General features: G+C 67.3%; 18 protein-coding genes. 15 read left to right on the top strand and 3 right to left on the bottom strand.

Annotated elements, in window-relative coordinates; genetic code table 11:
* Positions 1–84: 84 nt before the first annotated feature.
* From ACFVWG_RS11605 to ACFVWG_RS11575, 7 genes are all read left to right on the top strand, one after another.
* Positions 85–915 carry an ABC transporter ATP-binding protein gene (locus ACFVWG_RS11605; RefSeq protein ID WP_391543147.1) on the top strand — a complete coding sequence of 277 codons (831 nt, stop codon included), beginning with the start codon at positions 85–87 and terminating at the stop codon, positions 913–915.
* A complete protein-coding gene (locus ACFVWG_RS11600) occupies positions 912–1,739 on the top strand; it encodes an ABC transporter permease (protein WP_391543146.1) in 828 nt (275 codons plus the stop codon). Before ACFVWG_RS11605 ends, ACFVWG_RS11600 begins: the two co-directional genes overlap by 4 nt.
* A 245-nt stretch (positions 1,740–1,984) precedes the next feature.
* Positions 1,985–2,248: a hypothetical protein gene (locus ACFVWG_RS11595; RefSeq protein WP_391543145.1), complete on the top strand. Its 264-nt coding sequence runs from the start codon at positions 1,985–1,987 to the stop codon at positions 2,246–2,248.
* Between the two features lie 55 nt (positions 2,249–2,303).
* Positions 2,304–3,323 carry a LacI family DNA-binding transcriptional regulator gene (locus tag ACFVWG_RS11590; protein ID WP_391543144.1) on the top strand — a complete coding sequence of 340 codons (1,020 nt, stop codon included), beginning with the start codon at positions 2,304–2,306 and terminating at the stop codon, positions 3,321–3,323.
* A gap of 93 nt (positions 3,324–3,416) precedes the next feature.
* Positions 3,417–5,027 (top strand): discoidin domain-containing protein, encoded by a 1,611-nt coding sequence (locus ACFVWG_RS11585; RefSeq protein ID WP_391543143.1) that lies wholly within the window; start codon positions 3,417–3,419, stop codon positions 5,025–5,027.
* A 4-nt stretch (positions 5,028–5,031) separates the two neighbouring features.
* Positions 5,032–6,276: an MFS transporter gene (locus ACFVWG_RS11580; protein ID WP_391543142.1), complete on the top strand. Its 1,245-nt coding sequence runs from the start codon at positions 5,032–5,034 to the stop codon at positions 6,274–6,276.
* Positions 6,273–7,265, top strand: coding sequence for a TolB family protein (locus ACFVWG_RS11575; protein WP_391543141.1), 993 nt, complete (start codon positions 6,273–6,275; stop codon positions 7,263–7,265). Before ACFVWG_RS11580 ends, ACFVWG_RS11575 begins: the two co-directional genes overlap by 4 nt.
* Here the strand turns inward: ACFVWG_RS11575 and ACFVWG_RS11570 are convergent.
* Positions 7,253–7,696 (bottom strand): SRPBCC family protein, encoded by a 444-nt coding sequence (locus tag ACFVWG_RS11570; protein WP_391543140.1) that lies wholly within the window; start codon positions 7,694–7,696, stop codon positions 7,253–7,255. The two genes, ACFVWG_RS11575 and ACFVWG_RS11570, sit on opposite strands and share 13 nt — an antisense overlap.
* A gap of 41 nt (positions 7,697–7,737) precedes the next feature.
* Between ACFVWG_RS11570 and ACFVWG_RS11565 the strand changes: the two genes are divergently transcribed.
* The 7 genes from ACFVWG_RS11565 (at position 7,738) to ACFVWG_RS11535 (ending at position 16,624) form a co-directional block, all read left to right on the top strand.
* Positions 7,738–8,487: an acetoacetate decarboxylase gene (locus tag ACFVWG_RS11565; RefSeq protein ID WP_391543139.1), complete on the top strand. Its 750-nt coding sequence runs from the start codon at positions 7,738–7,740 to the stop codon at positions 8,485–8,487.
* The gene (locus ACFVWG_RS11560; RefSeq protein ID WP_391543137.1) at positions 8,487–9,413 is read left to right on the top strand and encodes a 3-hydroxyacyl-CoA dehydrogenase NAD-binding domain-containing protein; all 927 of its coding nucleotides are present in this window, start codon (positions 8,487–8,489) and stop codon (positions 9,411–9,413) included. The genes ACFVWG_RS11565 and ACFVWG_RS11560 overlap by 1 nt, the downstream gene beginning before the upstream one ends.
* Positions 9,410–10,918, top strand: coding sequence for a CoA transferase (locus ACFVWG_RS11555; RefSeq protein WP_391543136.1), 1,509 nt, complete (start codon positions 9,410–9,412; stop codon positions 10,916–10,918). The genes ACFVWG_RS11560 and ACFVWG_RS11555 overlap by 4 nt, the downstream gene beginning before the upstream one ends.
* Complete coding sequence (locus ACFVWG_RS11550) at positions 10,918–12,222, top strand: aldehyde dehydrogenase family protein (RefSeq protein ID WP_391543135.1); 1,305 nt, start codon at positions 10,918–10,920, stop codon at positions 12,220–12,222. The genes ACFVWG_RS11555 and ACFVWG_RS11550 overlap by 1 nt, the downstream gene beginning before the upstream one ends.
* A gap of 1,256 nt (positions 12,223–13,478) precedes the next feature.
* Positions 13,479–14,873 carry an FAD-binding oxidoreductase gene (locus ACFVWG_RS11545; protein ID WP_391543134.1) on the top strand — a complete coding sequence of 465 codons (1,395 nt, stop codon included), beginning with the start codon at positions 13,479–13,481 and terminating at the stop codon, positions 14,871–14,873.
* A 33-nt stretch (positions 14,874–14,906) separates the two neighbouring features.
* Positions 14,907–15,389 carry a MarR family winged helix-turn-helix transcriptional regulator gene (locus ACFVWG_RS11540; protein ID WP_391543133.1) on the top strand — a complete coding sequence of 161 codons (483 nt, stop codon included), beginning with the start codon at positions 14,907–14,909 and terminating at the stop codon, positions 15,387–15,389.
* Positions 15,390–15,394: 5 nt separating this feature from the next.
* Positions 15,395–16,624, top strand: a complete 1,230-nt coding sequence (locus ACFVWG_RS11535) for an MFS transporter (RefSeq protein ID WP_391543132.1) — start codon at positions 15,395–15,397, stop codon at positions 16,622–16,624.
* Between the two features lie 3 nt (positions 16,625–16,627).
* Here ACFVWG_RS11535 and ACFVWG_RS11530 read toward each other — a convergent pair whose 3' ends face one another.
* The gene (locus tag ACFVWG_RS11530; protein ID WP_391543131.1) at positions 16,628–17,053 is read right to left on the bottom strand and encodes a GNAT family N-acetyltransferase; all 426 of its coding nucleotides are present in this window, start codon (positions 17,051–17,053) and stop codon (positions 16,628–16,630) included.
* Positions 17,054–17,087: 34 nt separating this feature from the next.
* Here ACFVWG_RS11530 and ACFVWG_RS11525 point away from each other — a divergent pair, with 34 nt between their 5' ends.
* Positions 17,088–17,726 (top strand): hypothetical protein, encoded by a 639-nt coding sequence (locus ACFVWG_RS11525; protein WP_391543130.1) that lies wholly within the window; start codon positions 17,088–17,090, stop codon positions 17,724–17,726.
* On the opposite strand, the gene ACFVWG_RS11520 is transcribed toward ACFVWG_RS11525, so the two are convergent.
* A complete protein-coding gene (locus tag ACFVWG_RS11520) occupies positions 17,709–18,467 on the bottom strand; it encodes an AIM24 family protein (protein ID WP_391543129.1) in 759 nt (252 codons plus the stop codon). The two genes, ACFVWG_RS11525 and ACFVWG_RS11520, sit on opposite strands and share 18 nt — an antisense overlap.
* Positions 18,468–18,680: the final 213 nt, after the last annotated feature.

Genomic DNA, 18,680 nt, shown 5'->3' with positions numbered 1-18,680 from the left:
ATCGGTGCGTTAACTCTCATATCATTGCACAGATCAGTCTATTTGAGCTTTCCAGAGCTATGAACGCAACGTAGCTTTCGAGCCATGATGAACGTTGAGGGCTTGCAGATGCGGTACGGCGAGGTCGACGTACTGCGTGATGTGTCGTTCGCGGCGCGGCCGGGGGAGGTGCTCACCCTGCTCGGGCCGAACGGTGCCGGGAAGAGCACGACGATCGAGATCCTCGAAGGCTTCCGCCTCCGCTCGGCCGGTCGGGTCGAGGTGCTCGGCGTCGATCCGGCGCACGCCGATGAGAGCTGGCGCGCACGGGTCGGGATCGTGCTCCAGTCCTGGCGCGATCACGGCAACTGGCGAGTGCGCGAACTCCTGCACCACCTCGGCCTGTACTACGAGCGGCCGTGGCCGGCTGATGAGCTGCTCGCCGAGGTGGGGCTGACCGACAGCGCCGGGAAGAAGATCCGGATGTTGTCCGGTGGTCAGCGGCGGCGGCTCGACGTCGCGATCGGCATCGTCGGACGGCCCGAGCTGCTGTTCCTCGACGAACCGACCACTGGGTTCGATCCCGAGGCGCGCCGCGAGTTCCACGAGCTCGTTGGCCGGCTCGCGACCGAGTACGGCACGACGATCCTGCTCACCACGCACGACCTGGACGAGGCCAGCCGGCTCGCGGACCGGATCCTGATCCTGAACGGCGGCCGGATCATCGCCGCCGGAACGACTGCCGAGCTGACCGCCGCGATCGCCGGTGAGGACGAGGTCCGCTGGAGTGTCGACGGGCGAGGCTTCCGGAAGAAGACGCCGGACTCGACCGAGTTCGTCCGAGGCCTGTTCGCCCAGTACGGCGCGGAGCTCCGCGAACTGGAGGTCCGCCGGGCCTCGCTCGAGGACACCTATCTAGCGCTGGTGGCGTCGTGAGGGCGGGATGGCAGCGCGGACTGATCGAGCTGCGGCAGTCGTTCACCAACGGGCCTGAGCTGGTCAGCCACTTCCTCTGGCCGGTGCTCACGCTGGCTGCACTGTTCTTTCTCCGGCATCGCGACTTCGGGTCGAGCGGCCTGCTGCTCGGAGCGCTGGCACTGCCGAGCATTCTCGGAATGAACGCAGCGATGGGCATGGTCAGCATGAGTCAGCAGTTGACCGCCGATCGGGAGGACGGCACGTTGCTGCGAGCGAAGGCGACACCGAACGGCATGCGCGGCTATCTAATCGGCAAGGTCATCTCGGTGGCCGGCTCCCTGCTCGCGGATCTCGTCATCGTGCTGATTCCGGGGCTGATCATCGTCGGCGGTCTCAGCGTTGATGCGTCCGGCTGGCTGACGCTGGTCTGGGTCCTGCTGCTCGGGATGGTCGCGACGCTGCCGATCGGCGCCGTACTCGGATCTGTCTTCACTTCGGCGCGGGCGCAGGGTCTGATCCAGCTGCCGATGCTGGGCTTCATCGCGATCTCCGGCATCTTCTACCCGATCACCGCGCTGCCCGGCTGGCTGGAGTGGATCGGCCAGCTGACCCCGATCTACTGGATGGGACTCGGGATGCGGTCGGCGCTGCTGCCCGACGAAGCGGTGGTGGTCGAGGTGGGTCAATCGTGGCGGCACTTCGAGACGGCCGGTGTGCTCGGGCTCTGGGCGGTGGCCGGTCTGTTGCTCGCGCCGGTCGTGCTGCGCCGGATGGCGCGCCGGGAATCGGGGTCCGTGGTGGCCGATCGGCGGGAAACGGCGCTTCGCCGTGCCGCCAGGTGAACCGGTTAGCTCTGCGGATCGTTACTACCGGGGAGGAGCGTTAGGAATGAGTGAAGATTGCCCGCCCGGGTGGGCCTGGACTTCTACGACCGTGGCTAGACGCGTTAGATTTGATCAAATCTGACAAGCGTCCAGGGAGTGTGAGCGTGCATGCAGGGTCTGACCACCGCGATTTGGTCGGGCTTGCCTGCCCTCCTGCCGAGTCCGGCCCCGGGCCCGCGTCGTGGACTGCTACCGGCAGGGACGTGCTGACCAAGCTGCTCGGTGCAGTGGGCGTGCTCCTGCTGCTGACCGGGCTGTTCCTCGCCATCCGTCCGCTCGAGGTCGACAACGTCGGCTGTGGGTCGGTGTACTCGCCGGAAAAGGGCATCACGCCGATGGAGTGCGACGATCGCCTCAACCAGCGGATGACGCTGGTCGGCGGTCTGGCCGGTGGCGGGATCGTGCTCGCCGTGGCCGGATTCGGGTACGCGGCCGTCCGCGAACGCCGTACCCGGGTCGAGTCCTGACGCTCAGCGGACCAGCCCTTAATTAAAAGGGCTGTCCGGCCACTACGCTGGGCCTATGAAGAAGGCCTCCGTGGTGACGATGGCAGATGTCGCCCGGTCCGCGGGGGTGTCGACGATGACGGTCTCGAATGTTGTCAACGGCAGGCCGCGGGTCGGTGCGGCGACCCGGGAGCGGGTTCTGGGCGCGATCGCCGAGCTCGGGTATCAGGTGAACCTGGCCGCGCGGCATCTGCGCGCGGGCCGGACCGGAGTGGTCGGGCTCGCCGTGCCTGAGCTCGAGCGCCCGTACTTCGCCCAGTTGGCGGGCCGGCTGGCGGACCGGTTCGAGGCGCACGGGCTGCGGATCGTGATGGAGCGGACCGGCGCGAGCCGCGAGGGTGAGCTCGACGCGGTCGCGTTCTCCCGGCTCCGCATGTACGACGGCCTGATCCTCAGCGTGGTCGACATCGACCCCGGCGAGCTGTCCCGGCTGAACACCGATGCGCCGGTCGTGATGATCGGCGAGCGCGCACTGCCGTCGCGGTTCGACCACGTGATGATGGACAACGTCGGCGGTGCCCGGTTGGCGACCGCGCATCTGCTGTCGACCGGCGCCCGCCGGATCGCGATGATCGGCGGCGAACCCTCCGGCGCCGCGAACATGCCGGGACTGCGCGCCAGCGGTTATGCGCTCGCGCACGACGATGCCGGCGTACCGGTCGATCCCGAGCTCAATGTGCAATGTGACTTCCGTTTGCAGGACGGGTACGACGCGATCCGATCGTTGCTCGATCGCGGTATCTCCTTCGATGCGGTGTTCGCGCTGACCGACGTGGTGGCGATCGGAGCCCTGCGGGCGTTGGCGGATGCGGAGCTGCGGGTCCCGGCCGATGTGCAGGTGATCGGCTTCGACGACCTGGACGAAGCGGCGTACCTGGTGCCGTCGTTGTCATCGATCAATCCTGGTCACGAGGAGATGGCCGAGGCCATCACGGCCCGGCTGCTGGCCCACCTCGGGGGTGCCGAGCCGGCGGGTCCGCAGGAGCTCGTCGTACCGGCGCGGCTCGTGCTGCGCGGCACAACTCACTCCGCCTGAGCACTGGACGAGTCGTTCACCGGGGGTTTACCGTGCTCGGACTGTTAGGTAACCTTCCTAACAGTTTCTCCGGCACGCCCCACGGAGGTTGTCATGAGCAAACGATTGCGCCGGCTGTCGACGCTGCTACCCGTCGTCCTGGTCGCCGCACTGGGTGGATCGGCAGCCATCGCCGGTACCACTGCAGATTCCCTGCTGTCGCGGGGAAAACCGGTCCTCGCGTCCAGCATCGAGGACAACACAACGACGGCAGACAAGGCGGTTGACGGCAACACCGCCACCCGCTGGGCCAGCATGGAAGGCCACGATCCGGAGTGGCTGCGGATCGACCTCGGTTCGCCGGCCGACGTCCACCGGGTCAAACTGACCTGGGAGGCCGCCTACGCGAAGGAGTACCGGATCGAGGTCTCCAACGACGGCACCACCTTCAGTACTGTCAAAAGCCTTACCAGTCAGAACGGCGCCACCGACGACATCACCGGACTGACCGGCCACGGCCGGTACGTGCGAGTGGTCGGGACGAAGCGCGGAACGGCGTACGGGTATTCGCTGTTCGAGGCCGAGGTGTACGGCGTCTCGGACTCGACCGGTGACACCCAGGCGCCGACGGTCCCGACCGGGCTCGCGAGCTCAGCTGTCACGGCCACGTCGGTCGGGCTCAGCTGGACCGCGTCGACCGACAATGTCGGCGTCGCCGGGTACGACATCCTGCGTAACGGGGTCGCGGTCGCGACGTCCACGACCACGACGTACACGGATGCCGGCCTTACCGCCGACACGTCGTACAGCTACAGCGTGCGCGCGCGTGATCTGGCCGACAACGTGTCCGCCGCGAGTGCGGCGATCACGGTGCAGACGAGCGCCGGTGGCACCGGTCAGTTCGTGCTTGCCGCTGCCGGTGACATCGCCGAGCAGTGCACCGCGTCGGACTCGACGTGCATCCACCCGAAGACGGTGAAGGTTGTCGACTTCATCAAGCCGGCCAACCTCATCACGATGGGCGACAGCCAGTACGACGACGCACATCTGTCCGACTACACCAACTACTACGCGAAGACGTGGGGCAAGTACAAGAGCATCACCAAGCCGGTCACCGGCAACCACGACACCTACGACAGCCCCAAGTACAACGGCTACGACAAGTACTTCGGGGACGCCATCGCGAAGCCTCAGGGCAAGCGTTACTACAGCTGGGAGAAGGGGAACTGGCACTTCATCGCTCTGGACTCCAGCGACTACATGACGCACGACACCCTGGCCACACCGCGGGACGACCAGCTCGCGTGGCTCCGCGCCGACCTGGCGAAGAACACCAAGGGTTGTGTCGCCGCCTACTTCCACCACCCGCGCTGGAGCTCGGGCGATCACGGTGACAACGACGACAGCGAACAGTTCTGGCGGATCCTGACCGGTGCCAAGGTGGACCTGGTGCTGAACGGTCACGACCACGACTACGAACGGTTCGTGCCGATGAACGGCGACGGCAACGCCGACCCGAACGGGACGGTCGAGATCGTCGGCGGGATGGGTGGCGCGCACCCGTACGACCTGTCGCCCGCGCACCCGACCACGGCCAAGCTGCTCAGCACCTACGGCGTGATCAAGCTGACGATGACCGACAACTCGTGGACCTCGCAGCTGCTCGGCCTGAACAACAACGTCGAGGACAGCAGCCCGACGTACAACTGCCGGGCCAAGGGCTGAAGTCATGTACCTCGCCGGAACCCGGGCCGCGGACCACGCCGCGGCCCGGGCGACACCAGCCCGCTCGGTCCTGACCCGGGTCCCCGGCACGGTCGTTGCCCTGGGCATCGTCAGTCTGGTGACCGACATCTCGGCCGAGATGGTGACCGCGATCCTGCCGCTCTACCTGGTCTTCGGCCTCGGCCTGAACCCCTTGCAGTTCGGCCTGCTCGACGGCCTGTACGCCGGTGCCACCGCCGTACTGCGGTTGGTCGGCGGGCATGTTGCTGATCGCTGGCAGCGGCTGAAGGCCGTTGCAGGCATCGGGTACGGCGTCTCGGCCGCCGCGAAACTGGGGTTCCTGGTGGCCGGCTCTTCGGTACCCGCGATCGGCGTCGTACTGGCTGTCGACCGAGCTGGCAAAGGCGTCCGGACCGCCCCGCGGGACGCCTTGATCTCACTCAGCAGTTCGCCCGAGACACTCGGTCGCTCGTTCGGTGTGCACCGGGCCATGGATACGGTCGGGGCCTTCCTTGGGCCGTTGGCCGCGACCGCGGTGTTGTGGGCTGCCTTGGGCAACTACGACGCCGTCTTCGTCACCAGTTTCTCGCTGGCGACCTGCGCCGTCCTGCTGCTTGTCGTCCTGGTCCCGAACCGGACCCGGATCAGCAGCGAGCCGGTCAAGACCAAACCGTCCTTCCGCACCATGCTGGGGTTGTTGCGGGAGACAAGCTTCCGGCGCTGCTGCATCTGGGCGGCGGCGCTGGGTCTGTTCACCGTCACGGATTCATTCCTCTACCTGGCATTGCAACGGCGCTGGGACATCGACGGCCGGTTGTTCCCGCTGCTGCCACTCGGTACGGCGGGAACCTTCCTCTTGCTGGCGATCCCGCTCGGCCGGCTCGGGGACCGCATCGGCCGGTGGAAGATCTTTATCGCCGGACACCTGGCGTTGATCGTCGCGATCCTGCTGGTCTGCGGGCCGATCGGCAACTGGTGGCTGGCGCTTGCTCTGCACGGCGCGTTCTACGCCGCTACCGACGGAGTGCTCCCGGCGGCTGCGGGACCGATGCTTCCGACGGGGCTTCGGGCGAGTGGCCTCGCCGTACTGCAGACCGGGCAGGCGCTGGCGCGGATGGTCTCCGCCGTGACCGTCGGCTTGTTGTGGACGCTGTGGGACGTCCGGCCGGCTCTGCTCCTGTTCGCCGCGGTCCTGCTGATGGTGACCGTCGCCGCAGCCGTGATCAGACCTTTGGAGGCCGCACGATGAAGAAGATCATCGGGCTGATCGCCGGATTCGTCGTACTGCTCGGAGGTGCCGCCGGGTACGTCGTCTCGGTGCGACACGGCGGCGCGACTGTGAACGCCGTACCGGTGAGCACCGGGCAGTCGCTCGCGCTGGATCGGTCGACGCTGTTCTTCCGCAACCTCGCGGACGGGCCCGACCACGGCAAGCTCGCGGCGGTCCCGGCGGCTGAACCGGGGGCCACCCGGAAGGTGGGGGAGCTGTCGTGTGACCGGTTCGCAGCAGCTCGCGGTACAGCGATCTGTCTGCGGCTCAAACCGGATTCGCTGCCACCGGTGACCGAGATGCTCGTTCTCGACGCGAACCTGCAGGAGATCCACCGGGAAACGTTGCCCGGGACACCGAGTCGCGCGCGCGTCTCGCCCAACGGCCGGATCGTGAACTGGACGCTCTTCGTCACCGGCGACTCCTACGCCGCCACCGGCTTCTCCACCCGGACCGGCCTCTACAACCTGGACAAGAAGCGGCTGATCAAGTCGATCGAGACGCTGCCGATCCTCGTCGACGGCGAGCGCTACTTCGCCTCGGACGTGAACTACTGGGGTATCACGTTCGCTGCCGACGGCAACCGCTTCTACCTGACCATGGGCAGCAAGGGGAAGACCTACCTGATCGAAGCCGACTACCGGCTCTATCGCGGTGAAGCGATCGCCCGCAACGTCGAGTGCCCGTCGCTGTCACCCGACAGCCGCCGGATCGCCTACAAACAGAAGGTTGCCACCGGCAAATGGCGCCTCGCGGTCCTCGACCTCGCGACCCGCAAGATCACCAACCCGCCCGACGACCGCCTGCTCGACGACCAACCGGTCTGGCGCGACAACGACACGCTGCTCTACCCGCTCCGCGCCGCCGACGGAAGCACCGACATCTGGTCGGTAGGCCTGACGAAACCGCCCACCCTGCTCATCCGCCACGCCACGAGCCCGTCATTGGGTGGCAGTCAGACGTCTTGAGCCAGCCGAGCCGCCAAGGCGTTGTTCATCGCAACGAACTGCGGCTCGATGGTCCTGCGCACCATCGAGCGGAGGAAAGGTACCGAGATGCCGCGGAACTCCTCGTCGTTGCGGAGCCTGGTTCGGTCACCGGGCAACTCCTCGAGTCGGTAGCTGTGCCGGCCGTCGAACAGACCGCCGAAGCCGACCCGGCTGAGCCAGGTGAGCTCCCGGTTCGGCTCGACCACGAGGACACGCGGGGTGAAGGTTCGCTCCTTGCCGTCCGCGTCCCGGATACGGGTGGTGACCGTCGTACCGACCGTTAACTCACCGGTCAACGAGATGATGAACGGATTCCACTCCGGGTACGCCGTACTGTCGGTGAGCACCCGCCAGACCTCGGTCGGCGGCGCGTCGAGGTCGATGGCGATCCGAACCGCGAAAGCGTTCATGCGCCGCACGGTAGCAAGACCTGTGTCATAGCATCGGCTTCATGGTCATGTCCGAGGACGACGTCAGGGCCCAGCTCACCACTCCTCTGGCCTCGCCGGCTTTTCCGCGCGGGCCCTACCGGTTCACCGATCGGGAGTATCTGAACATCACCTACCGGACCGACCCGGACGCGCTCAACGCGCTGGTCCCGGCGCCGCTGAAGGTGACCGACCCGCTGGTCCGGTTCGAGGTGATGCGGATGCCCGACGTGGCCGGGCTCGGCGACTACACCGAATCCGGGCAGGTCGCGCTCGTCGAGTACGACGGTGCGCCGGGTGAGTTCACGCTCGGCATGTACGTCGATCATCTCGGCGCGATCACCAGCGGCCGCGAGTACTCCGGGTACCCGAAGAAGTTCGGCAAGCCGACGCTGGGCGTGGACTCGGACACGCTGATCGGGACGCTGGACTACGGCTCGATCCAGGTCGCGCTGGCGACGATGGGGTACAAGCACCAGGTGATGGACGAGGCCGAAGCGCGCGCCGAGCTGACCGCGCCGACGTACATGCTGAAGCTGCTGCCCGGCTACGACCGCAAGCCGCGGATCTGCGAACTGGTCCGCAGCCAGCTCACCGACCTGACCATCAAGGGTGCCTGGACCGGGCCGGCCCGGCTGCACCTGGTGCCGCATGCGCTGGCACCGTTGGCCGATCTGCCGGTGCTGGAGATCGTGTCGGCCAGTCACATCCTGACCGACCTGACGCTCGGACCGGTCTCGGTCGTGCACGACTACCTGGACGGAGATCGATGATGAAGGCAACCATTGTCGGCGGCGGCGTGATCGGCGTCTCCTGGGCCGGTCTGATGGCGGCACACGGGATCGACGTCGTGATCAGCGATCCGGCTCCCGGCATCGAGGACGTCGTCCACGCTGGCTTGGCAGAGTTGGCGCCTTCGCTCGACGAGCTCGGTCTGTCGAGTGCAGGGCTGACGGACCGGGTGACCTTCGAGCCCGATCTGGCGCGCGCGGTCGACGGCACAGACGTCGTACAGGAGAACGGGCCGGAGCGGCTCGACCTCAAGCATCAGATCTGGACCACGATCGAGGCGAATGCTCCGGCGCATGCCCTGTTCCTGACGTCTACCTCGGGGATTCCGGCCACCGATATCGCCACTGCTTTGCAGGCGCCGGAGCGGTTGGTGGTCGGCCACCCGTTCAACCCGCCGCACCTGATCCCGCTGGTCGAGGTCGTGCCGGGCCAGCAGACCTCAGCCGAAGCGGTGCAGGGCGCGGTGGACTTCTACACCAGCCTCGGCAAGAAGCCGATCGTGCTGGCCAAAGAGGTTCCCGGGTTCGTCGCCAATCGGTTGCAGGCGGCAATCTTCCGCGAATGCGTCCACCTGGTCGCCGAGGGTGTGGTGACCGAGCAACAACTGGATGAGGTCGTCACCTCGTCCCTCGGCCAACGCTGGGCAGTCAGCGGCCCGTTCCTCAGCTTCCACCTCGGGGGCGGACCCGGCGGCCTCCCGCACTTCCTCGAACACCTAGGTCCGGGGCTTCAGAAACGGTGGGGTCAGCTAGGCACCCCGAACCTCGACGAACCCACGAAGGCTCTGCTGAGCAAGCAGGCTGACGACTTCGGCGGCACCGTCGCCGAGCTCGCGAAGAAGCGCGACAGCGCCCAGATCGCTTTGATGAAGGCGCTGGGAACTGCTCCTTCTGAGGACTCCCAATGAGTGATGTGACTGCGCGGGTGCGCGCCTCGCTTGCCAACCCGATTCGCTCTGACGCGGATGACCACTTCGACATCCATGCCGCGCTGGAGGAAGTGCTGGCGGACGTAGGCTTCAAGGCCGACGACTGCGGGGGAGAGGTCGAGTTCGTCGGCGCGGACCCGATCGTGCCGAGCGCCGTACGGCTGGGAGCTGCGCCCGCCATCGGACTCGTGGCGAAGTCCGTCGCGCTGGCCGCGTTGTGGCGGCATCGGGGCGGGCCCGGGCAGGACATCAGCATGGATCTGCGGAAGGCGCCGCACCGGCTGTGCCCGTTCTACGACAAGAAGTGGGAGTTGGTGAACGGCCTGCCGCCGACCAACACCGCCGACCCGGCCAGCCCACTGTCGCTCAAGTTCTACCGCGCCGGCGACGGCCGCTGGGTGATGCCGCTCAACATCTACCCGAAGCTCAAGACCGCAACGCTCAAACTGCTTCGCACGTACGACGACGCGACGGCGATCACCGCTGCCATCGCCCGCTGGAAGGCCAGCGAGCTGGAGGAAGCCGGTGCGGACGCGGGAATCGTGATGCCGATGGTCCGCAGTACCGAAGAGTTCCTGGAAACCACGCAGTACAAGGAGGTCCTGGCCGGCCTCCCGCTGATCGAGATCGAGAAGATCGGCGACTCACCGCCCGAGCCTCTCCCGGCGGGCGCGCTGCAACCGCTCGACGGGATCCGGGCTCTGGGGCTCGGTCACGTCATCGCGGGTGCTGGGATCGGTCGCGCGCTGGCCCAGCATGGCGCCGATGCGCTCAACCTGTGGCGGCCGACCGAGTGGGAGAACCCGGTCGTCTACATGACGGCGAACGTCGGCGTCCGGTCCGCGACTATCGATTACGCCCGCAACCCCGCCGCGATGGAGACCGTCCGCGACCTGCTCCGCGGCGCCGACGTGTTCTATGCCAACCGGCGTCCCGGCCAGGTCTCCGCCCTGGGCCTCTCACCTCAGCAGGCGGCGGCGATACGGCCTGGCATCATCCACACCACGGTTTCGCTTCACGGTGAACAGGGGCCGTGGGCAACGAGAGTTGGCTTCGACCAGACCGCGGGCTGTGTGACCGGCATGATGACGCTGGAAGGATCAGCCGACCAGCCGGTTCTGCCGTACATCGGAGTAGTCAACGACTACCTCGTGCCCTGGCTCGCGACCGCCGGTATCTGCGCCGCGCTGATCCGCCGCGCCACCGAAGGCGGTTCGTACCGGGTGCACATCTCGCTCACCCGGATCGCACTCTGGATCATCAGCCTCGGCGTCTTCGACCAGAACTACGCCCGGCAGATCGCGGGCAGCGGCGGCGACCACGCCTACCTGGACCCCGACACCTTCACCGCCGAAACTCCCCTCGGCCTGTACCAGGGCGTCACCGACCAGGTGCAGATGTCCGCCACCCCTGGTGCCTTCAGCGCCATCCTCGTCCCCCGCGGCTCAAACCGCCCCGAATGGCTCCCGACAGGACACCACTGATGACCTCCGACATTCCCCAGCTCGTCACCGATCTCCGCGCGACCTTCGACTCGCGCGTCACGCGGCCGGTCGAGTGGCGGCGGGAGCAGCTGAATGCGCTCAAGACCATGCTGCTGGAGCAGGACGCGGACTTCGTCGGCGCGCTGCACACCGATCTCGGCAAGCCCGCCGACGAGGCGCGCGGTACCGAGCTGATGTTCATCGTCAACGAGATCGACCACACCCTCGAACACCTCGACGAGTGGCTCGCCCCGGAGCCGGCACCGCTGCCGGACAAACTCCTGCCCGGTACGGCGGAAGTCATCCGTGAGCCGCTCGGTGTCGCGCTGGTGGTCGGCCCGTGGAACTACCCGCTGCACCTCGCCCTCGCCCCGCTCGTCGGAATCCTTGCTGCAGGCAACGTCGCGGTCATCAAGCCGAGCGAGTTGTCCCCGACCATCTCCGCGACGATCGCGCGGCACGTACCGGCGTACCTGGATGCCTCTGCGGTCGCGGTCGTCGAGGGCGGCATCCCGGAGACCACCGCACTGCTCGAGCAGAAGTTCGACCACATCTTCTACACCGGCAACGGCCAGGTCGGCCGGATCGTGATGACGGCCGCCGCGAAACACCTCACCCCGGTCGCCCTCGAACTCGGCGGCAAGAGCCCGGTCATCGTGGATCCCGCCGTCGACCCGGCCAAGGTCGCCGAGCGACTCGTCCGCGCCAAGTTCCTGAACGCCGGCCAGACCTGCGTCGCCCCCGACTACGTCCTGGCGATCGGCGACCCCGCGCCCCTCGAGGCCGCCCTCACCGCCGAGGTCCGCCGCAAGTTCGGCGACGACCCGTCCACGAGCGACGAGTACGGCCGTATCGTCAACGAACGCCACTTCGACCGCCTCTCCGGCCTCCTGGCCAGCGGCAGAGTCGTCGTCGGCGGCGAGACCGACAAGGCCACCAAGTACATCGCCCCCACCGTCCTCACCGACGTAGCCCCCGACTCCCCGGTGATGGGCGAAGAGATCTTCGGCCCCATCCTCCCGATCCTCACCGTCGAGTCCCTGGACGAAGCCCTCGCCTTCATCCGCAACCGCGACAAGCCCCTAGCCCTCTACGCCTTCACCGAGTCCGACGAGACCAAGCACCGCATCCTCACCGAAACCTCCTCCGGCGCCGTCGGCTTCGGCCACCCCGTGGTCCACCTCACCGCCACCGACCTCCCCTTCGGCGGCGTCGGCGAAAGCGGCATGGGCCGCTACCACGGCAAGTACTCCCTAGACACCTTCAGCCACCTAAAAGCAGTCCTGGACCGCCCCCTCCCCTAATTCCCCCCCAACGTCCGAACAACCGGAGAGCGTCGTCGGCGTGTTTTCGGACGCTAGCCGCGTCAGGGCCGCTCAGCGGATGATCACCGCCACTTGGGCCGGTCGCGACGTGATGGATGGTTTCCTCCCCAAACCGCTTTGGGGAGGAACCCCGCCGGTGCCGACGTGGTTTGGGGAGGATCGCGGTCCGGTTCGGGGGGTGGATTCTCCCCAGATGGGTGTTGAGGCGACGGTCCGCCTCCCCGAACCGCTTTGGGGAAGGACCCCGCCGGTGCCGACGTGGTTTGGGGAGGATCGCGGTCCGGTTCGGGGGGTGGATTCTCCCCAGATGGGTGTTGAGGGTGCGGGCTGCCTCCCGAACCGGTTTGGGTCCCACTGGCATCCGCGGTTCTTGGCGTGGTCAACCAGCGCGGCCGGCGGCGTACCCGGTGGTTGCTCGCCGCTGCGGCCGATCTACTGAGAAGCAGGGTGGCTGGTCAGGTCTGTGGCTGAGGGGGATGGTGCGGTCGGCGACCGCGGTTCTCGTTGCTTGGGCTTCCGGGGTGTGGTTGAGGTCCAAGATTCGCGCCGAGTAGACGGTTCTGGTCGCTATTTGGACAGAACGTTCCACCGAGCGGCCGGGCGGCCGGCGTGGGGCGTGTTCTGCGTTATGGGTGACTTTTTCGGGTCCATGCGCCGAAAAAGTCACCGATAACGAGCAGCTGGACCCCGGCGCGGGTGGGTCGCGCCAATTGGTGAGTTTTAGGGACTCGGTGACGAAAAGCCACCACTTAGCGAGGGCTGCCAGGCGCGGCAGTACCCCCAGCGCCCGGCATCCCGGCACCCCAGCCCCCGGACCCCGGCCATCTGATGGGTTACCCCATGAGGTGGTGGGTTTTGGACTCTCATGCGGGTGCAGAACCCACAAGCTGGTGGGGGAACCCATGAGATGCGGAGGGGGCGAGGGGTCTGGGTGGGAGCGGTCGCCACGGTGGGTCACCTTTCAGGCCTCGTTGTTACTGGCCGCAACCGAAGCCCGGAAGCTCAGGCGACCTCAACTGTGGTCGCCGACGGGTCCATCCCCCTCAGCCACGCGCCGGGCGCCCGCCACCCGCCACTGTAAATCGGCCGCAGCGGCGGGCAACCAGATGCCGTACGAGACCGGCCGCATCCGAGTGGCGGGAAGCCCGGCGCGATGAGCTGCCCGAAAGGACCGTGTGCGCGGACGGGGTTTGGGCTTGGCTGGATAGCGAGCCACGACCTGGGGAGGGCGACGGATGACGCAGACGGCGGACAGTGGGATCGACGCGCTACGGACCGCGATCGACGGGACAGTCCTCGGGCCGGAGGATGCGGCGTACGACGATGCCAGGCGGGTGTGGAACGCGGACATCGATCGGCGCCCCGCGTTGGTCGCGCAATGCTTGAACGTTTCCGACGTCCGGGCCGCGGTCCTGTACGGCGTACGCAACGGGCTGGAGATCTCGATCCGTGGTGGCGCGCACAGTATGTCCGGGGCGGCGGTTGTCGACGACGGGTTGATGATCGATGTCAGCGCGATGAACGAGGTCAGCGTCGACCCCGAAGCGAAGCGCGCACGTGTCGGAGGCGGTGCGCTCCTTTCGCAGCTCGACGCCGCGACGGCCGAGCACGGACTGGCGACACCGGCCGGGATGATCAGCCACACCGGGGTCGCCGGCCTGACGCTCGGCGGCGGGATGGGTTATCTGACCCGCAAGTTCGGCCTCAGCCTCGACAACGTGCTCTCCGTCCAGATCGTCACCGCCGACGGTCGCATCCTGCGCGCCGCCGACGACGAGAATCCTGATCTCTACTGGGCTGTTCGCGGTGGTGGCGGCAACTTCGGGGTCGTCGCCGAGTTCGAGTTCCAGCTGCACGAGGTCACGCCGATCGTCCAGTACGGACTGCTCTGGTGGGACCTCGACCAAGGAGCCGACGTACTGCGATTCGCCCGCGACCTGGTGCCCAACCTCCCGCGCGACGTCACCGTGATCATCGGCGCGCTCAACGCACCCGAGGCGCCCTTCGTACCGGCCGAGCATCAGCTCGCGCCCGGTTACGCGCTGGTCGTTGTCGGCTTCGGTGGTGCTGAACAGTTCGACGAGATCATCACCCAGGTCCGCACCACGCTGCCGCCGACGGTCGAGTTCACCACCCCGATGCCGTTCGCCGCCGTCCAGCAGTCGATCGACGAGGGCAACGCGTGGGGTAGGTACTGCTACGACAAGGGCACCTACATCGAGGACCTGACCGACGAGGCGATCGAGGTGATCACCGCCCACGTCGTGCGGAAGGTGTCGCCGCTGTCGAACGTCCTCTTCTACCGTCTCGACGGCGCCTACTCCGAGGTCGGCGACGACGACACGGCATTCGGTGGCGGACGTTCCCCGCGGTACGCCGTCTTCATGGTCGCGATCTCGCCGACCCCCGAAGGCCTCCCGTCCGAACGCGCCTGGGTGCGAGCGCTCTGGGACGAGTTCCAGCCGCACACCCTCGGCAACGGCAGCTACATCAACGCGATGGCGGAGTTCGACACCGACCGGGTCAAGGCGTCGTACGGCGAAAAGAAGTACGCGCGGCTGCAGGCGGTCAAAACCACCTACGACCCGACCAACGTCTTCCACCGCAACATGAACATCAAGCCGTTGTGACAGTACTTATATAAGTGCTGTTACGATAGCTCGGTGGATGATCCGACAGAGCAGAGTCAGTGGCGTGCGCTCCATCAGTTGCTGGGGCGGATCGACGGTGAGATCGGGCGGGTTTACACCGATCGGGACATTCAGGGGCTGAAGCCGACCTATGTGATGGAGCTGTTGCGGCTGCATCTCAAGGGGCCGATGACGATCACTGAGCTGGCCGATTCGGTGGGGCGGACGCATTCGGCGCTCAGTCAGAAGGTCGCGGCGATGCGGACGGCGGGGCTCGTGCAGACCGAGGCCGGACCGGATGCTCGAGCCAAGGTGGTGGCGCTCACGCCGAAGGCGGAGGAGCTGGCCGGGTTGCTGGCCGCGGAGTGGCGGGCGACCGAGGCGGCGATCACCGAGCTCGAGGAAGAGCTGCCGTACAAGATGACGCAGGTCGTGCGTGACATCGAGGCGGCGCTGGCGCGGAAGAGTTTCTACGAGCGCGTCACCGAAAAGCTTGCCCAGGAAACGACACCGTGAGGGGCATGCTGATCGACCTCGCCCCACTGCGGGCGTCGCGGCCCTTCCGGCGGTTGTGGTTCGGGCAGGTGGTGTCGGTCTTCGGTGGGCAGTTGGCGTTCGTCGCGGTGATGTTCCAGGTGTGGGACGAGACGAAGAGCTCGGCCTGGACCGGTGCGGTCGGGCTCGCGCAGGCGTTGCCGCTGATCGTGCTCGGCCTGTTCGCCGGGGCTGCGGTCGACCGGTTCGAACGCCGCCGGTTCTACCTGATCACCACGCTCGGCCAGTTGTTCACCTCCGCCCTGATGGCGAGCCAGTTAGTGATCGGTTCGGTGCCCGTCGGCGTACTGCTCGGCCTGGTCGCGATGCAAGCCGCCTTCGGTGCAGCGTCCGGCCCAGCGGCCCGAAGCATCCTCCCGCAGCTACTGCCCCGCGAACTGCTGGCCGGCGGTATCGCCCTCAACCGCGTCGCCTTCCAAGGCGCCATGCTCATCGGCCCGGCCGCCGGCGGACTGATCGTCGGCGCCTGGGGCCCCAGTACGGCGTACCTGGTCGACGCGCTGACGTTCACCGCAGCCCTGTACGGCGTTCTCGGCCTCCCACTGCTTCGAGTCGAGGGTGACGTGCGACCCGGCCTGCGCGGAGTGGTCGACGGGCTGACCTTCGTCGTGTCGACCCCGGTCATCCGTGGTGCGCTGATCACCGACCTCGCCGTCACCGTGCTGTCGATGCCGATCAGCCTGTTCCCGGCGCTGAACGCAGAACGGTTCGGTGGAGATCCGCGAACGCTCGGACTGTTCCTGACCTCGATCGCCGTCGGCGGAGTGGCCGCCTCGGTGCTGTCCGGTTCCTACACCCGGCTGCCACGCCCCGGCGTCGTGATGCTGATCGGCGCTGGCAGCTGGGGAATCGCGTTGGGCTTGTTCGCCTTCGCGCCCACCCCGTGGATTGCGCTTGCCTTCCTAGCCGTCGCCGGTGCCGCCGACACGGTCTCGGTCGTTGCCCGCAGCACCATTGTCCAGCTGCACACCCCCAACGAACTCCTCGGCCGAGTCGCCGCCGCCGAACAGATCGTCGGCAGCGCCGGCCCCAACCTCGGCAACGTCCGCGGCGGCGTCACAGCCCAGTTCACCTCGCCCTTCACCGCCCTGATCTCAGGCGCAGTCCTCTGCGTGGCCGCAGTCGTCACCGTCGCCACAACCACCCCCGGCCTCCGCCAAGCCGTCGTACCGGAGACAACCCCGACCCGAGGCTGAGCCTCAGGGCCGTCTGAGCAAGACCCACGCTTCGGTTTCGCCGGGCAGCACATACGTCTCCACCTCGGTGAAGCCGTGGTGCTCGGCGAACCGCACCCCATCCACGTTGCTGGCCAGGATGTGCGTCTCCAAAGGTCCGCGGGTCTGCGCCAGGCAGTGCTGGTACAGCGTCTCGCCGAAGCCGCGTCGCCGGTACGGCGGGAGTACGCGCGCGATCACGGTCTCCGCGGCCGTCTCCGCCGACGGCGGTCGGACCGTCGAGCAGCCGATCAGCACGTCACCGTCGTACGCGACCTCGAGGATATTGCGCGTGCTGCGCTCGCGGACCTCCTCGACCGACAGCGCCGCCGGCGGGACGATCTCGTTGTGCACCCGCCGCCAATCGAGCAGCGTCGCCTCATCATCAACCCGCACAATCCGCAGCGTCATGACGCTGATAGTGACACGTAGTAGGTTCGGTGTCGTGCGGATTCTCTTTGTCGGGAACAGCTTCACGGCGCGCAACAACCTGCCCGGGTTGTTGAAGGGGCTGGCTGCTCAGCGTGGGGTCGAGATCGAGTTCAAGCTGATCTCGGCCGGCGGTGCGTCACTGCGCCAGCACCTCAATGCGGGTCAGGCGCTCACCGCGATCGCGAGCGGCGGGTACGACGTCGTCGTACTGCAGGAGCAGAGCACTTTGCCGGTCAAGAGCGCGGAGCGGTTTCGGGAGAGTGCGCGTGATTTCGATGCCGCGATCACGGCGGCTGGTGCGCGGACCGCGCTCTACCTGACCTGGGCGCGCCGCAACGCGCCGGAGTCCCAGGCAGCACTCACGAGCGCGTACGGCGGGGCTGCGGTTGAGCTCGGCGCGACGCTGATCCCGGTCGGGATGGTGTGGGAGCGGTTCCTCGCCACCCATGACGAGCCGGTGCTGCACGACCAGGACAACAGTCATCCGGCGTTGGCGGGCAGCTATCTGGCCGCGTGTGTGTTCCTGATCGCCTTGTTGGCTGAGGATCCGGTCGGGATCGACGTACCGGTGAAGGGCCTCGATGCGGACACCGCGGCCCTTCTTCAACAGGCTGCCTGGGATATCTGTGAGGAACTAGCGTCCGCCGAGTAGACCACCGAGGACACCGGCCACGCCGCCGTCCTGGCCGGTCTGCTGACCGCCGCCGGTTCCGCTGATGAAGCCGCCGGGCGGCTCCTCCGAGGGCTGGACGACGACGAAGCCCTGGCCGGCGAAGCTCATCGTGAACGCCTCACCCGTGGTGCGGCCGAGCAGGGTGCCGAGGCCGATCTGGTCGGCACGCTGGTAGCCGGTCTGCAGACCTGTCGACCAGGCGATCGCGGCCTGCGGATCGGCGTACGTCGGCTGGTCGACCGTCAGGACCACCGGGGTGCCCTTGCAGGTGATCGCGAGCCGGCCCTGGCCGGAGAACGTGCAGTTGAACAGGCCGGCGTTCGACATCATCCCCATGCCCTGGACGCGCTGGATGTCCCAGCTCAGCGTCGGCTCGAACGCGAGCACGTTGGCGCCGTTGATGCTGAGCCCGTCGTGCGGCCCTTCGAGGTCGATCAGGTAGACGTCGGCGGCGCGGTCGGCGAGGAAGACATCGCCCTGACCCTTCATCTTCATCAGCGGGATGCCCTCGCCGGTGAGCTTCTGCTTGATGAACTTGCCGATCCCGCCGGACCCCTGGGCCTCGAACTGGACGTTGCCCTGGTAGGCGACCATCGCGCCCTGGCGGGCGAACACCTCGCCCCGCAGCTCGACCTTCAGCAGCTTCGAGTTCTGCAGCCGCAGACCCGGCTGGGCCGACTCCTGCTCCTGGTTCTCCGCAGCGAACAGTTGACTACGCACTGACCTACCCCCTCATGAGAAACAACCCCGAGCGTAGGTTCGGACGCACCCCACGCTGTCCAGGATCCGCGGATCCTGCCCCCGTTCCGCGGATCTCTGCCCTCGCCGCCCCCAGCGGGGAAAAACAAAAGGCAAGAGGAATGAACCTCCTGCCACTACCAAGATATAGCGCACAGGGGGACTTGCCGCAAGGCCCCGGTGATGCCTCAGGAT

The sequence above is a fragment of the Kribbella sp. NPDC058245 genome, from assembly GCF_042882005.1.
Taxonomy (GTDB): Bacteria; Actinomycetota; Actinomycetes; order Propionibacteriales; family Kribbellaceae; genus Kribbella.
The sequence above is the reverse complement of the archived record's forward strand: the minus strand, read 5'-3'. Positions and strand labels throughout refer to the sequence as shown.